Consider the following 14864-nt stretch of genomic DNA (forward strand, 5'->3'; position numbering starts at 1 on the left):
AAAGGAGTTCAATAATGGTCAAAATTATGATTGTAGAAGACGATATGAAAATTGCAGAACTATTATCAACATATGTTGCGAAATATGGTTATCAAGGAGTTATTGTATCGGACTTTCAAAATGTATTAGACATTTTTTTAGATGAACAACCAGAGTTAGTTTTATTAGATATTAATTTACCGAGTTTTGATGGTTACTTTTGGTGTCGTCAAATTCGTGGTGTTTCTACATGTCCGATACTATTCATTTCGGCTCGTGAAGGTACGATGGATCAAGTTATGGCGTTAGAAAACGGTGGCGATGATTTTATTCCGAAGCCTTTTCATTATGAAGTTGTAGTGGCGAAAATTCGTAGTCATTTAAGACGTGCATATGGAGATTATGCACCGAAACTAGAAGAGCGAATGATTGAGCAACAAGGCCTTTGTTTATATCCTGAAAGACTTGTATTGAAACTTAGAAACGAAGAGATTGATATAACGAGAAACGAAGCTATTTTATTAGAGACATTAATGAAAAATTATCCGCGTGTTGTGAGTAGGGAAGTGTTGTTAAATAAATTATGGGATAGCGAATCTTATGTTGATGATAATACATTAAGTGTAAATACAACACGTGTGCGTAAAAAGTTACAAACGTTACATATAGAAGGTGCGATTGAAACGATTCGTAGTGTTGGATATAGATTGCATATTACTTGGGATACTGGTATAGAAAAATGATAAGGTTGTTTATACGTGATCATATACCACTTATTTGCTTTACTATAATTCAACTACTAGCTATATTTCTCGTATATTGGTTTGATGGGCATAATCACATTACAACGGCGTTATATGCAATGTTTCTAGGGGTTTTCTTTATGGGAAGTTATTTAGTGTTTCGTTATTTTACACATCGTTCTTTTTATGAGCGCTTAGCAAACCCGATGCAATCTTTGGATGAATCTGTTCAAAAATCTGATTTTGCAGCTGTATCGGCTGCTCTTCAAGAACTAGTTGAGGTGCAATATCGACATTATCAAAATCAGCTGCAAATGCAAGAGAGAAAAAATAATGACCATTTAACCTTTATGAATCAGTGGATCCATCAAATGAAAACACCTTTATCTGTAATAGAATTAATTACACAGGATGAAGTAGATTCACGTTTTGAAAGTATAAATGAGGAAACTGATCGATTAAAAAAGGGATTAGAAATGGCTCTGTATGTCGCACGTTTAGAAGCATTTACACAAGATTTTTATGTAGAAAGAGTACAACTACATAAAATAGTAAATGATTCGGTACATGAGCATAAACGGTTCTTTATCCGGAATTTTGTATATCCAGAGCTTGAAATTGATAAAGGCATTACTGTAGAAAGTGATGTGAAATGGTTACAATTTTTAATTGGGCAAATACTATCGAATGCGATTAAATATTCATCAGGAAGTAGAGAAAAGATTAAAGTGAAAGCTTGTAATGAAGGTAATACCGTTATACTTGAAATTGCTGATAATGGCGTAGGTATACCGAAGCAAGATTTACCAAGAGTCTTCAAACCTTTCTTTACAGGAGAAAACGGTAGAGGTTTTAAAGAATCAACAGGAATGGGGCTATATCTTGTATATGAAATTACAAAACAATTAGGTCATAGTGTAGAGATTCATTCAGAAGTTGATAAAGGTACGGCAGTACGAGTAATATTTTTTAATGTGTAAAAATTGATCAAGGCTAAAGAACTTTGGAGATAAGTTTTTTAGCCTTGTTTTGTATTTTTTTTTAAGTTTTCATATGAATAAACGATACAAATTAGTAAAAATTAAAGATACGAGCACATGAAATTGTAGAAATGAAAAATAATGGTTTTTGTAGTACAAATAATAATATTTACGCATACAGTATTATCATGGTACAATATGGTTACTAATGACGGAAAGGAATGATGGGTGGACGATGATTAACTAATCTTATTTTTAAATGTTGAAATTCAATAAATTTCAATTTCTAAAAAATAGGATTAGTCTGCCCAATTTCCATAGAACGGTATTGCTATTTATGTTACGTAATAGCTTATTTGGGTGTAAATATTTTAACGACTAATCCTGCCAAATTTATTTGGGAGGATTTTTTTATTCTCCCTTAATGAAAGGGATAGGTATTATGAAAGAACTATTAAAATTAAATGATGTTTATGTTGAAATAAAAGAAAATATGTTGTTAGAGAAAATGAATGTGACAGTAAAACAAGGGGATGTTATCGGATTAATTGGTAAAAACGGTGCTGGTAAATCAACGTTACTTCAATTAATAAATGGAAAGATTGAGCCTTCAAAAGGGATTGTTGAATGGCAGCAAATGAATATGACAACCGCATATGTTGAGCAAGAAATAGAATCTTTTATTAGTAATGATGTAATTGCAAAAGAAGCAGAACTTCTTGCGAAATGGGGCGTGCCAACGAACGATTTTCATACTTTAAGTGGTGGTGAAAAGCTGAAAATTCGATTAGCAAAAGGATTTGCTGAAAATCCTAATGTCTTAATATTAGACGAACCGACAAATCATTTAGATGAGATCAGTACGGGATTTCTCATTAAACAAATAAAAAACATGAAAGGTACAGTTATTGTTGTATCGCATGATCGATATTTTTTAGATGTTGTCGCAACAAAAATATGGTCAATTGAGGACAAAAAATTAATTGAGCATAGTGGTAATTATACGAGCTACATGAAAGCACGTGAGCAAAGAAGGAAGTCGCAGCAGCGTGAATATGAAAAGCAGCAAAAAAAGATAGAACAAGTAGAAACACATATAAAAGAATTGAGTTCATGGTCACAAAAGGCACACGCGCAGTCTACAAAACAAGAAGGTGTGAAAGAATTCTATCGTGTAAAAGCGAAGCGAATGGATGCACAAGTGAAGTCAAAACGAAAACGACTTGAAAAAGAGCTGGAGAAAGCGAAAGTAGAACGTGTGAAAGAAGAGTATTCAGTTGAGTTTTCTATTCAAGCGAACAAAAAAGTAGGAAAACGTTTTTTAGAAGTGAAGCAATTAAAAAAAGACTTTCATGGGAAAGTATTATTTGAAAACGTTAATTTTACAATTCAGCACGGTGAGAAAGTTGCGATTGTTGGACCAAACGGTAGTGGGAAAACAACATTACTGAAGATGATTATGGGAACGGAAACTGCTGAAGGAGAAATATGGATTTCACCTTCAGCAAACATCGGCTATTTAACACAAGAAGTTTTTGATTTACCGCTTGATAAAACACCAGAAAATTTATTTTTTAAAGAGACGTTTGAAGAAAGAGGAAAAGTCCAAAATTTAATGAAACATTTAGGATTCCAAGCGTCTCAATGGAAAGAGCCGATTGAGCATATGAGTATGGGAGAAAGAGTAAAGTGTAAGCTAATGGCTTATATTTTAGATGAAAAAGATGTACTCATTTTAGACGAACCGACGAATCACTTGGATCTACCTTCACGTGAACAACTTGAAAATACATTAGCTGAGTATAACGGAACATTAGTAATTGTATCTCACGATCGATATTTTCTGGAGAAAACAACTAACACAAAACTCGTGTTTTCAAACAATACGATACAAAAGCAGCTAGAAGAACCTACTAAAACAAGAGATGATATTGAAGAGCTACGTTTAACGTTAGAAACAGAGAGACAAGAAGTATTAGGAAAATTAAGCTTTTTAACTTCTAAAGACAAAGAATATAAAGCACTGGATGAACGGTTTATGGAACTTACGAAGCAGATTAAGGAGCTATAACGTAAGTAAGGGGGATTAACATGGGAGAAGAGAGATTCACTAAGTTATTTAAAATAGATTGTAGAGATATATACTTGCAAGAGTTTACTGTCAAAGATGCAGAGAGTATTTATAAAATAGCAAATCAACCGGAAATAGCAAAATTTTTACCAGACTGGAAATCAACGAAAGAACAAAGGGTGGATTGGATTGCAGATTATGAAATACCAGCAAACAAAGCATTTCTTGATGCAGTGAAAACTACGAATAACATAGATAATCATATGTTAAAGCTAGGAATATTTAAGAAAGCTACAAATGAACTCATTGGATGGTGCTGCACAGGTATGAAAGAAGAACTCGCTTCACCAAACAGAGAGATAATGTATGCTATCTCAAATGAATATCAAAATCATGGCCATGCTACAAAAGCGACTAAAGGTTTAATTGACTATTTGTTTAAAGAAACAAATTTAAATGTCCTTAACGCAATTGCTTTAATTAACAATGTAGCATCAAATAAAGTTATTGAAAAATGCGGGTTTATTTATAAGAGCCAACAGAGGATAGAAAATCAAATATATAATCATTATATATTGAGAAAATCTGAGTGGATAAAAATATAACGTTTGGTAGTAAAAGACCGATAGCAATCGGTCTTTTCTCATTTATATAATAAAGATTTATTATACATTATATTTCCTACTACTATACAATTATTATAAGATAGTTATGCGTTAATTTTAGTTTGAAATAATTATGTTGTCAGTTTTTTTAGAAATCTTACAAGCGTGTAAGGTAAATGAAAGATGAATCAATATGAGCTGTAAGATAATTCATTTACACTTTATAGTGAGTAGTGGAAATGAAGGGAGAATATACATGGAAATTTTACAGGCTAAAAGTATTAGTAAAGTATATAAAGGGAAAGTACCTTATAAAGCATTAGTAGATATTGATTTATCAATTCAAGAAGGTGAATTTGTAGGAATTATGGGTCCATCAGGTAGTGGGAAAACAACGTTATTAAATATGGTATCTACTATTGATTCTCCATCATCGGGAGAAATATTTATTAATGGCACAAATCCTTTTCAATTATCATCAGAAGAATTAGCGTTATTCCGCAGAAAACAATTAGGATTTGTTTTTCAATCATTTAATCTTCTTAGCACACTTACTGTAAAAGAAAACATCGTATTGCCGATGACTTTAGATGGTGTTTCCGTGCAAGAAATGAACAAGCGATTGGAAGAGATTGCAGAGAAGTTAAATATTACAGATATATTGAATAAAAGAACGTTTGAAATATCAGGGGGACAAGCTCAAAGAACAGCAATCGCTCGTGCGATCGTTCATAAGCCGCAATTGTTACTTGCAGATGAACCAACAGGGAATTTAGACTCTAAATCTTCAAATGATGTAATGGAGATGCTTGATACTCTAAATAAAGAAGAAAAAGCAACGATGATGTTAGTTACACATGATCCGTATGCAGCGAGCTTTTGCAGCCGAGTAATCTTTATTAAAGATGGTCAACTATATAACGAAATTTATTGTGGTGAAAGTAGGCAAACTTTTTATCAAAAGATTATGGATGTCCTTTCTTTGTTAGGAGGGAAAAGGCATGACTTTTCGTCAGTTCGCATTTAATAATATTTTTCGCAATAAGCGTACATATGCTGCCCATTTTTTAAGTAGTGCATTTTCTATTATGATTTTCTTTACGTATGCTCTTTTATTATTTCATCCTGATTTACAAGGTGAGTTGAAATCGACAAGTGCAACAATAAGTGCATTTGGTACATTGGGATTTTCAGTTTCGCAAGGATTGATTTTTGTATTTTCATTTTTCTTCATTTTATATTCAGTTAGTTCGTTTTTAAAAACGCGTAAGAAAGAATTTGGCGTTTTATTGATGCAAGGTATGTCAATGAGACAGCTTAAGAAATTATTATTAATTGAAAATATGTTGATTGGACTTGGTTCAATTTGTATAGGGATTTTCATTGGACTCATATTTTCTAAACTAGTCTTATTGATAAGTGCAAGTGTATTAATGATTAATAATGGTTTACCTTTTTATATACCAGTGCGGGCTGTATTATTAACAGTTATCACATTTCTTTTCTTGTTTTTAATTGTTTCATTATTTACATTTAAAATGATAAAAGTAACGGAACTTGTGGAACTTATTCGAGCAGAGGAAAAGCCAAAACCTGAACCGAAATCTTCAGTTTTATTATCGCTACTTTCTTTAATTAGTATAGGGTATGGATATTTTTCAGTATTTCGCTTCATACCAAGTACCAATTTTATTACGCTTGGAATAGGTGTGCTCCTAGTAATTATAGGAACGTACTTTTTATATACACAGTGTAGCGTGTATATATTGCGCCTTGCTAAAAGGAGGGACTCTTTCTTTTTAAAGAGAACAAATATATTAACATTTTCTGAATTAATTTACCGTATGAAAGATAATGCAACGATGTTTTTTATAGTATCTATTGTTTCAGCAGTTGCATTTACAGCAATTGGTACAACAGCCGCAATTGGAAATAGGGATTTGGTAAGGATGACAAATCCGTATACATTTTTGTATGGAAGTCTTGAAAATGACAAAGTATTGAATAAAAATCTTTCTATTATAAAAAAGCACCTTTCTGATGCTAATATTCCGTATCGAATGGCTTCATCTTCATATATATACACAGAAAATGGCGTAAATGTAATGAAGTTAAGTGAATACAACGATCTTGCTAAAGCACTAGGTTATCAACAAGAAACAATTGAAAAAGAAGATGAAATTTTATTAATTCCTGGAGTCGTATCACAAAAACAAGAATTTAAAAATGGCGAGTATAAAAAGAATATAGAAGTCATTCAAGGTGACTGGACAAAGACATTTCATGTGAAAAAAGCTGTAGAAAATTTAGTTTTACCACACGATTCTAGAACTATTTATATCGCTGTTCAAGATCAGGTATATGATGGAATGCCTCTTACTAGTGACCCAGTTAATAAAGAAATTCCATATCGTACTTACGGATTTGTTGTAGATGATTGGATAAAAACGAAAGAGATTTCCAATCAATTAAAGAGTATATTCGATAAAGATCTTAGGGACAGAGATTTCTACTTTGAAGCTTTAACATTAAACTTGTTGGAAGCAAAGCAAAAGAATGGTTTATTACTTATGGTAAGTATTTTAGTCGGAATCGTCTTCTTTACATTCGCTGCTAGTTTTATTTATTTCCGATTATATACAGATTTGGATCGCGATCAGCAGCAATATAAAATGATTTCGAAAATGGGATTAAGTAAAGGTGAGTTAAAAAAAGTTGTAACGAGACAGTTATTATTAATGTTCTTTTTACCAATTGTCGTTGCAGTGATTCATACTGTAGTCGCTTATATAGCATTACAGCAATTAGTCGATTTTTCTATCATAAATAGTTCTATCGTTATTTTAATTTCATTTATATGTATACAAGTTTTATATTTCTTTATAACCCGTTGGCGTTATCTGCAAAAGCTTTATAAGGTTATGGAGCAATAGAATTTATTAGCTTGTAAGACTACAATAAAGTATGTAGAAAAATGAACTGTATGATGAAAGGAAACGAGATGAAAAGAACTTTAACTATTTTTATGTTAACGATACTACTATTAATAAGTTTTAGTGCATGTTCTAAAAAGGAGAATCCATTTCCTGCAAACGGTGTATTAATTATTGGAGATGAAAATAATATTTCACCAATTATTAATCGTTATCAGGGAATTACGGAAGAAAATGAAGTGTTTTCTGTGAAAAAAGGGGAAGTTGGAAATGTCTTAATTTTAAATGAATCTACAGCACAAGCATTGATTAAAGAAAAACTTTTTCGAAAACAAGATAATGGCTCCAATTATATTATAGATACGTTACCGAAATTCCCAAAAGAAGGAGCACTATTATTTACAAGTGAAGCCGATAAGACTATGAAAAGTATTAAAATAGGAGGGGAAGAGATTCCTGTTACATACGATAGTGATGCTTGGATAGGCAACAATCGTAAATATTCAACGGAATGGTATATGATTGTAGCAAAAAATAGTGTTTATAAAGAAATAAAGGCAAATGAAATGAAAATGCATCTTCTTCATTTGAAAAAATCTCTAGGTGACGAAAAACCTAAAATGTCGACAGATAATACATTGATTAATGAAAATGTCAAAGTAAAAAAGTTAATTAAAGGTTTGGAAAGAGAAGTATCTTTTCAATTTGTAACGATTGGCGAAAAACCTTAAAAAAGAGTTCGGAGTTGATAAAAATTTCATCAGCTTCGAACTCTTTTTAGTCTATAGACAAATCAATTATTATGCTTTACATTACTTCATTTAATCGAGTCTCGTTTGTTTCCTCAATCGCATTTGAATTTTGAACTGAATTATTTTGGGATTCTTTTTCTTTACGAGCCTTTTGTAGCATTTCAAGGATAATCCATAAAGGAACACCTTTATCCTTTAACATCTTCCATAAATCTAATTCATTAAATTTATGCTCAGGCTGTTTCATTTCTTTTTCAGATGAACGAATATCAAACTTGATAGAATCATTTACTTTCGTACTTTCAAGTTTAGTAGAAGAGATAGTATTATGCTCAAGAGTAGATGGAGTTATTTTAGTAGGTTGAGATAATGTATGAATATTTGATCCGATTTGCATGCTTTTTCCTCCTTTTCAAGCAATGAGATTAGTTTTCTTATGGTTTTTAAATCTTTTTAACATGAGGAAACTATATCTAATTATAAATCCAAATAAATAGATTTACAAGTTGCATTGTAAAAAGTAAATATTTACTTGAATTAATATTTATCAACATTTGTATGTGTTTTCTATATATACAACGTATATAAAATACTTTACATTATGTTTAAGTTGTTAAATTATTCTGTTATTTTTTAAAAAAGAAACATGTAAACGTTTTATTAGGGGGAGGAAGTATGGGGAAGTTATTTTTAAAAATATGTTTTTTCGCATTAGTGACCGTATGTTCATTCGCAGCAAAAATATCATACGCTGAAGAGAGGCAACAAAATAATTATCCTATCATATTGGTGAATGGATTTGCTGGATGGGGTAGAGAAGAAATGCTTGGCGTAAAATATTGGGGTGGTGTTCATGATATACAGGAAGATTTGAAACGCAATGGTTATACGGTACATACCGCAGCTGTTGGACCTGTTTCTAGTAACTGGGATCGTGCATGTGAATTGTATGCACAAATTAGCGGTGGGACAGTAGACTATGGTGCAGTACATGCTGAGAAACATGGACATAATCGTTTTGGCAGAACTTATAGTGGTTTTGCGCCGAATTGGAGTGAAACAAATAAAGTTCATTTAGTTGGACATAGCATGGGTGGACAAACGATTAGAACATTAGTACAGCTATTAAAAGAAGGTAGTTTTGAAGAAAAGAATTATGTGAAAAATGACCCAGACATCAAAATATCACCACTATTTGAAGGCGGAAAATCATATGTTCATAGTGTTACAACATTAGCAACCCCTCACAACGGTACAACACTTGCGGATGGTAGTCTTCTACTGCCGTTCGTTAAAGATTTACTCATTACAGCTGCAAGCTTTGGAGGAAACAATAATTTATCATTATATGATTTTAAATTGGATCAATGGGGTATAAAGAAAAATGCTGGAGAGTCCTTTTTCCAATATAGTAATCGTATTCTAAATAGTTCACTTTGGAAAAATACAAAAGATATAAGTCAATGGGATTTAAGTACAGATGGTGCAAAGGAGTTAAATAATTGGGTAAAGACGCAACCGGATGTGTATTACTTATCTTATAGTGGACATGCATCACAAGCAGCACCTATAACAGGTTTACATTTACCGCATATTACGATGAATAAAGTGTTGATGGGGAATGCATTTTTCTTAGGTTCTTATGCGAGATATGAAGAAAACCGTCCGTTAGTTGATACTTCTTGGTGGCAAAATGATGGTGTAGTAAATACAAATTCTATGATCGCACCAACTTCTAATGTTGCTGTAAATAATAATGAGTCATTACAGGTTGGAAAATGGAATCATATCGAAACGAAAGCGAATTGGGACCATCTCGACATGGTAGGGTTAAGTGTTTCAGACTCGTTAGGTTTTTCTAGCATTCAAGAGTTTTATAGAACAATTGCTGAAAAGCTATCACGTTTACCGAAATAGGTAATAATAAAGCGCTCTCGATGGAATTCGAGAGCGCTTTATATTATATTGAAAGAGGGATTTGGTAGAAAAATATGGGGGGATATTATGAAAATTCAAGTTGTATTATCAGGATACGGAACAGTAGGCAGAGAGTTTATAAAATTATTAAATGAAAAATATTCATATATATATGAAACATATGGGATTCAATTAGTTGTAAGTGGCGTATTAGGGAGAAATATTGCAATACATAATGAAGAAGGCTTATCTCTTCATCATTTATTGATGTATGGTGGCGGTACCGCTGCAATTGAAAAATATTTAGAGTATCATCCGAAGGAACGTGCAATAACTAGCATAAGTGGTACTGTATTGGTAGAATCAACGGTTACAAATCTTAAAGATGGAAATCCAGGGAAACAATATATGAAACAAGCGATTGAGAAACAGATGGATATAGTAGCAATTTCTAAAGGTGCGCTCGTTACAAACTGGAGAGAAATAAATGAAGCAGCAAGAGGCGCAAATGTACGAATTCGATATAGCGGTGCAACAGCCGCTGCACTACCGACACTAGATATTGGACAATTTAGTTTAGCCGGTTGCAGTATTGATAAAATAGAAGGAATATTAAATGGAACAACTAATTATATTCTTACGAAAATGTATGAGGAAGATATGACATTTGAAGAAGCGCTGAAAGAAGCACAAAATAAAGGGATTGCTGAGACAAACCCTATATTAGATATAAGTGGTTCAGATAGTGCGTGTAAATTGTTACTTTTGACTAACAGCTTAATGGAAATAGAGAAAACACTTACTGATATACATATAAAAGGAATCGAGCACGTTACAAAACAGCAAATACAAAATGCTAAGAAACAACATAAAATTATTAAATTAATAGCATCAATATATAAGGATGAGGGTGGCAATGTGAATTTAAATGTTGAACCGTGCGAAATAGAAAAAGATCATCCGTTAGCAAAAGTAAATGGGACCGAAAAAGGAATTACGTTCTTTACAGATACGATGGGGCAAGTTACTACAATTGGCGGGGCTTCTAATCCACGAGGCGCTGCAGCTGCAGCTTTAAAAGATGTAATTAACTTATATCGAAAAGATTTGTAAGACCGTACCGCCCTTTATAAAAAATACATATGTCGTGGACCTTTTGAGAATGAAATAAATATGCAAAAATGATTGCAGGGGGTAAGGAATTGTTTAAGGATTTTAAAGTTGTTAAAGATCGTCCCGTTTATATTCAATTGAAAGATTATTTGAAGAAGATGATTATGAAAGGGCATTTGCTCGGGGATCAAAAAATCCCATCAACAAGGGAACTAAGTGAATTACTAAGTGTGAGTAGAAACACTGTACTCGCTGCTTATGCAGATTTAGAGCAAGAAGGACTCATTTATGCAGTTAAAGGAAAAGGGAACTTTGTTGAGAAGGTGGATATATCTAACAATTCGTCTGTTGAAATAGATTGGAAAAATAAACTTAATACAGTGACCGCATTAGCGGATGAATTAGATTTAATGAAACATGGTGTTCGTTGGGAAAAGGGAATGATTGTTTTTAATAGTATAGCCCCGGATGAGAAGCTATTTGATGTTGAAAATTTCAAAAGAGCTTTTCTTACTCGTATGTCCATTGAAGGGGACATCGTATTGAACTACGGATATGCAAAGGGATATAGACCGTTAATGAATTATTTACTTCATTACATGGAAATGAAAGGTGTAGACATTTCAAATAAAGATATTCTAATTACAAATGGATTTACAGAAGGATTGGATATTGTACTCTCTTCTTTATCAAAAAAATCCGGTCGTGTCATTTGTGAGAATCCAACTCACCACGCTGCACTTAAGCTTTTCCGTTTACATGGACTTGAAGTTCATGGGATTGATATGCATGAGGATGGTATTGATACGAATGAAGTTGAAAAAAGTTTGCGTGAAAAAGATTTTGATTTTGCTTATTTAATTCCTTCTTATCATAATCCAACTGGTATTGTTACGAGTTCAGAGAAAAGAACGGAATTGATGAGGTTATTCTCAAAATACAAGGTTCCTATTATAGAGGACGGATTTAATGAAGAATTACGTTATTCAGGTTCACATTTAGCTCCATTATTAACTTTTGCTGGGGCTGGCAATAATGTGATTTATATTAGTAGCTTTTCAAAGGTACTTTTCCCTGGTTTACGTGTAGGCTGGATTATTGCAGATAAAGAGCTGATTCATTATTTAGAAAGCGTAAAAAGAGCAAGAACGATCCACACATCTACGTTAGATCAAGCTGTTCTGTTTCAATATTTACATGAGGGATATTTTGAAAAATATTTAAAAAAGGCAAGATCGGTTTATAAGAAAAAATATGAGTTAGCTGTCGGGGCATGTAACCAGTACATTCATTTCAAAAGAATGACTGGAGATGGTGGCCTTCATTTATTTATAGAGCTAGAAGAGCATATGAATGCCCGCACACTTTTACAAAAGTGTTATGAGAAAGGCGTTACGTTTTCACCTGGAGATGTTTTTTACTCTGATGGAGAAGGAGCGAACACTTTCCGATTAGGGTTTTCGCGCTTGAAAGAAGAAGAAATAGTTCGGGGAATTAAAATAATTGGTGATACATTAAAAAATGAAATTTGGAGTTGAGAAAATGAAAATCGGTGTTATTATGGGCGGGGTATCGTCTGAAAAACAAGTTTCAATTATGACGGGGAATGAAATGATTGCTCATTTAGATAAAAATAAGTATGAAATAGTTCCAATTACATTAAATGAAAAAGTGGATTTAATTGAAAAAGCGAAAGACATTGACTTTGCGTTGCTCGCGTTACACGGAAAATACGGAGAAGATGGGACAGTTCAAGGAACACTGGAGAGTTTAGGGATTCCTTATAGCGGAAGTAATATGTTATCTAGTAGTATATGTATGGATAAAAATATTTCGAAAAAGATTTTACGTTATGAAGGTGTAGAAACACCAGATTGGATTGAACTTACAAAAATGGAGGATCTAAATCTTGATGAGTTAGATAAGTTAGGATTTCCATTAGTAGTAAAACCAAACTCTGGCGGATCGAGTGTCGGAGTGAAAATCGTTTATAATAAAAATGAATTGATCTCAATGCTAGAAACTGTATTCGAATGGGATTCTGAAGTAGTAATTGAGAAGTATATAAAAGGTGATGAAATTACATGTTCAATTCTGGATGGAAAACAGTTACCTATAGTTTCAATTCGACATGCAGCCGAGTTCTTTGACTACAATGCAAAATATGATGATACTAGTACAGTTGAGGAAGTTATCGAACTTCCAGCAGAAATTAATGAACGTGTAAATAAAGCGTCACTTGCTTGTTATAAAGTATTAAAATGTAGTGTTTATGCAAGAGTTGATATGATGGTGAAGGACGGAATTCCATATGTAATGGAAATTAATACATTACCAGGGATGACACAATCAAGTTTATTGCCAAAAAGTGCAGAAGCAGCGGGAATTAGTTATAGCAAACTATTAGATATGATTATTGAAACATCATTAAAAGTTAGAAAAGAAGAAGGATTTTAAGGGAATCATATAACGAATTCTTTTGACAGTTTCACGAAGTATGCTATGATGAATACATTATAAAAACAAAATATTTATCCACTAGGGGGGCCTTTTATAGGCTGAGATCAAATGTGATTTTGAGACTCTTAGTACCTGATCTGGTTAATGCCAGCGTAGGGAAGTGGGAAAGACGTTGCTATTTAATGAGTAAATAAATACTGTCAATTTCACTTTCTTTACGCCTGTAAAGAAAGTTTTTTTATTTTACAGCTTTAATAATTGTGGATAAATACTTATATTTTATACATTATTGGAGGGATTTAAATGACTTTTTCACAATCATTACGTAAAGAAGTAGATTCAATTTGGGAAGCGAGTTTTAACCATCCTTTTGTAAAAAAACTTGGTGAAGGAACGTTAGATTTAGCTAGTTTTCGTTATTATGTGCTTCAAGATTCATATTATTTGAGTCATTTTGCTAGAGTACAAACTTTAGGAGCTGCAAAAGCTCTTGAATTAGAGACGACAGCTCGTATGGCACATCATGCTCAAAATACATATGAGGCCGAGTTATCTTTACATGAGAATTTTGCTAAAAAGCTAGGGATAACAAAAGAAGAAAAAGATAATTTTATTCCTGCGCCAACTGCATATGCGTATACTTCACATATGTATCGTGCTGCGTATGAAGGGCATTTAGGAGATATCATTGCAGCAATTTTACCTTGCTATTGGTTATATTATGAAATTGGTGAGCGTTTAAAAGAGTGTCAGCCAGAAGAGCAAATTTATAACGAATGGATTTCTGCTTATGGATCTGATTGGTTCCGTATGCTAGTTGAAGAACAAATTACACGTTTAGATACTATCGCTGAAAAAGTAACAGAGGCAGACCGCAAGCGTATGAAACAGCATTTTATTATTAGCAGTCAATATGAATATTCATTTTGGGAAATGGCTTATACATTAGAAAAGTGGCCAGTGGATACAGACGTAAAAGATGTAATTGGATAAAGAATAGAAGTAATGTTATAGCTAGGTATGGATCATACCTAGCTATATATTTTTTCTTGTCAAATTTGCGTAAAGTCATTAGTGCTACGGATATGGCGAAATAGAATATCGATAAGTTAGCTCATTTAATTGTCTACGAATTAACTGGATAAAATTCTGTCACACTTATTTTACAATCAAAGAACGTAAAGATTGGTGGTATGAAGTTAAATAAGAAAAGAAACCGGCTCTGTTAATTGTAACGGATTTACTTTTTCTTTACGGGAATTTCTAAATCATCATGGAATGCTGTTCATACAATATGCAAATATGCATATT

At 32.6% G+C, this 14864-nt stretch carries 13 protein-coding genes and 1 riboswitch; of the genes, 12 read left to right on the top strand and 1 reads right to left on the bottom strand.

Annotation, left to right across the window (positions count from 1 at the left end; all coding sequences use genetic code 11):
- The first annotated feature begins 14 nt into the window (after positions 1-14).
- From MR143_RS13680 to MR143_RS13710, 7 genes are all read left to right on the top strand, one after another.
- A complete protein-coding gene (locus tag MR143_RS13680; RefSeq protein WP_000239007.1) occupies positions 15-722 on the top strand; it encodes a response regulator transcription factor in 708 nt (235 codons plus the stop codon).
- Positions 719-1702, top strand: coding sequence for a sensor histidine kinase (locus MR143_RS13685; RefSeq protein WP_002181525.1), 984 nt, complete (start codon positions 719-721; stop codon positions 1700-1702). Before MR143_RS13680 ends, MR143_RS13685 begins: the two co-directional genes overlap by 4 nt.
- A 442-nt stretch (positions 1703-2144) precedes the next feature.
- Positions 2145-3773 (top strand): ribosomal protection-like ABC-F family protein, encoded by a 1629-nt coding sequence (abc-f, locus tag MR143_RS13690; RefSeq protein WP_002164032.1) that lies wholly within the window; start codon positions 2145-2147, stop codon positions 3771-3773.
- A gap of 20 nt (positions 3774-3793) precedes the next feature.
- Positions 3794-4378: a GNAT family N-acetyltransferase gene (locus tag MR143_RS13695; protein ID WP_000503533.1), complete on the top strand. Its 585-nt coding sequence runs from the start codon at positions 3794-3796 to the stop codon at positions 4376-4378.
- Between the two features lie 256 nt (positions 4379-4634).
- A complete protein-coding gene (locus tag MR143_RS13700) occupies positions 4635-5405 on the top strand; it encodes an ABC transporter ATP-binding protein (RefSeq protein WP_000404440.1) in 771 nt (256 codons plus the stop codon).
- The gene (locus MR143_RS13705) at positions 5380-7311 is read left to right on the top strand and encodes an ABC transporter permease (protein WP_000144157.1); all 1932 of its coding nucleotides are present in this window, start codon (positions 5380-5382) and stop codon (positions 7309-7311) included. Before MR143_RS13700 ends, MR143_RS13705 begins: the two co-directional genes overlap by 26 nt.
- A 50-nt stretch (positions 7312-7361) precedes the next feature.
- Positions 7362-8042: a lipoprotein BA_5634 family protein gene (locus MR143_RS13710; RefSeq protein ID WP_000975423.1), complete on the top strand. Its 681-nt coding sequence runs from the start codon at positions 7362-7364 to the stop codon at positions 8040-8042.
- A 76-nt stretch (positions 8043-8118) separates the two neighbouring features.
- Here MR143_RS13710 and MR143_RS13715 read toward each other — a convergent pair whose 3' ends face one another.
- Positions 8119-8460, bottom strand: a complete 342-nt coding sequence (locus MR143_RS13715) for a DUF3914 domain-containing protein (RefSeq protein WP_001165521.1) — start codon at positions 8458-8460, stop codon at positions 8119-8121.
- Positions 8461-8738: 278 nt separating this feature from the next.
- On the opposite strand from MR143_RS13715, the gene MR143_RS13720 reads away from it, so the two are divergent.
- The 5 genes from MR143_RS13720 to tenA all read left to right on the top strand — a co-directional run bounded on the left by MR143_RS13720 (position 8739) and on the right by tenA (position 14546).
- Complete coding sequence (locus tag MR143_RS13720; RefSeq protein WP_199717855.1) at positions 8739-9980, top strand: esterase/lipase family protein; 1242 nt, start codon at positions 8739-8741, stop codon at positions 9978-9980.
- An 87-nt stretch (positions 9981-10067) separates the two neighbouring features.
- The gene (locus MR143_RS13725) at positions 10068-11093 is read left to right on the top strand and encodes a homoserine dehydrogenase (RefSeq protein WP_199717854.1); all 1026 of its coding nucleotides are present in this window, start codon (positions 10068-10070) and stop codon (positions 11091-11093) included.
- 89 nt (positions 11094-11182) lie between these two features.
- Positions 11183-12631, top strand: a complete 1449-nt coding sequence (gene pdxR / locus MR143_RS13730; protein WP_199717853.1) for a MocR-like pyridoxine biosynthesis transcription factor PdxR — start codon at positions 11183-11185, stop codon at positions 12629-12631.
- Between the two features lie 4 nt (positions 12632-12635).
- Positions 12636-13550, top strand: coding sequence for a D-alanine--D-alanine ligase (locus MR143_RS13735; protein WP_016098569.1), 915 nt, complete (start codon positions 12636-12638; stop codon positions 13548-13550).
- 73 nt (positions 13551-13623) lie between these two features.
- A riboswitch (TPP riboswitch) is annotated at positions 13624-13729 on the top strand.
- 127 nt (positions 13730-13856) lie between these two features.
- The gene (gene tenA, locus MR143_RS13740) at positions 13857-14546 is read left to right on the top strand and encodes a thiaminase II (protein ID WP_000144512.1); all 690 of its coding nucleotides are present in this window, start codon (positions 13857-13859) and stop codon (positions 14544-14546) included.
- Positions 14547-14864: the final 318 nt, after the last annotated feature.

Source organism: Bacillus cereus group sp. BfR-BA-01347, assembly GCF_022663835.1.
Lineage (GTDB): Bacteria > Bacillota > Bacilli > Bacillales > Bacillaceae_G > Bacillus_A > Bacillus_A thuringiensis_K.

Excerpts from the sequence above, each read along its gene's own strand:
- MR143_RS13735 (WP_016098569.1), top strand. The coding sequence starts at position 12,636 with ATGAAAATCGGTGTTATTATGGGCGGGGTATCGTCTGAAAAACAAGTT.
- MR143_RS13685 (WP_002181525.1), top strand. The coding sequence starts at position 719 with ATGATAAGGTTGTTTATACGTGATCATATACCACTTATTTGCTTTACT.
- MR143_RS13715 (WP_001165521.1), bottom strand. The coding sequence starts at position 8,460 with ATGCAAATCGGATCAAATATTCATACATTATCTCAACCTACTAAAATA.
- MR143_RS13705 (WP_000144157.1), top strand. The coding sequence starts at position 5,380 with ATGACTTTTCGTCAGTTCGCATTTAATAATATTTTTCGCAATAAGCGT.
- abc-f (WP_002164032.1), top strand. The coding sequence starts at position 2,145 with ATGAAAGAACTATTAAAATTAAATGATGTTTATGTTGAAATAAAAGAA.
- MR143_RS13680 (WP_000239007.1), top strand. The coding sequence starts at position 15 with ATGGTCAAAATTATGATTGTAGAAGACGATATGAAAATTGCAGAACTA.
- MR143_RS13695 (WP_000503533.1), top strand. The coding sequence starts at position 3,794 with ATGGGAGAAGAGAGATTCACTAAGTTATTTAAAATAGATTGTAGAGAT.
- tenA (WP_000144512.1), top strand. The coding sequence starts at position 13,857 with ATGACTTTTTCACAATCATTACGTAAAGAAGTAGATTCAATTTGGGAA.
- MR143_RS13725 (WP_199717854.1), top strand. The coding sequence starts at position 10,068 with ATGAAAATTCAAGTTGTATTATCAGGATACGGAACAGTAGGCAGAGAG.
- MR143_RS13710 (WP_000975423.1), top strand. The coding sequence starts at position 7,362 with ATGATGAAAGGAAACGAGATGAAAAGAACTTTAACTATTTTTATGTTA.
- MR143_RS13700 (WP_000404440.1), top strand. The coding sequence starts at position 4,635 with ATGGAAATTTTACAGGCTAAAAGTATTAGTAAAGTATATAAAGGGAAA.
- MR143_RS13720 (WP_199717855.1), top strand. The coding sequence starts at position 8,739 with ATGGGGAAGTTATTTTTAAAAATATGTTTTTTCGCATTAGTGACCGTA.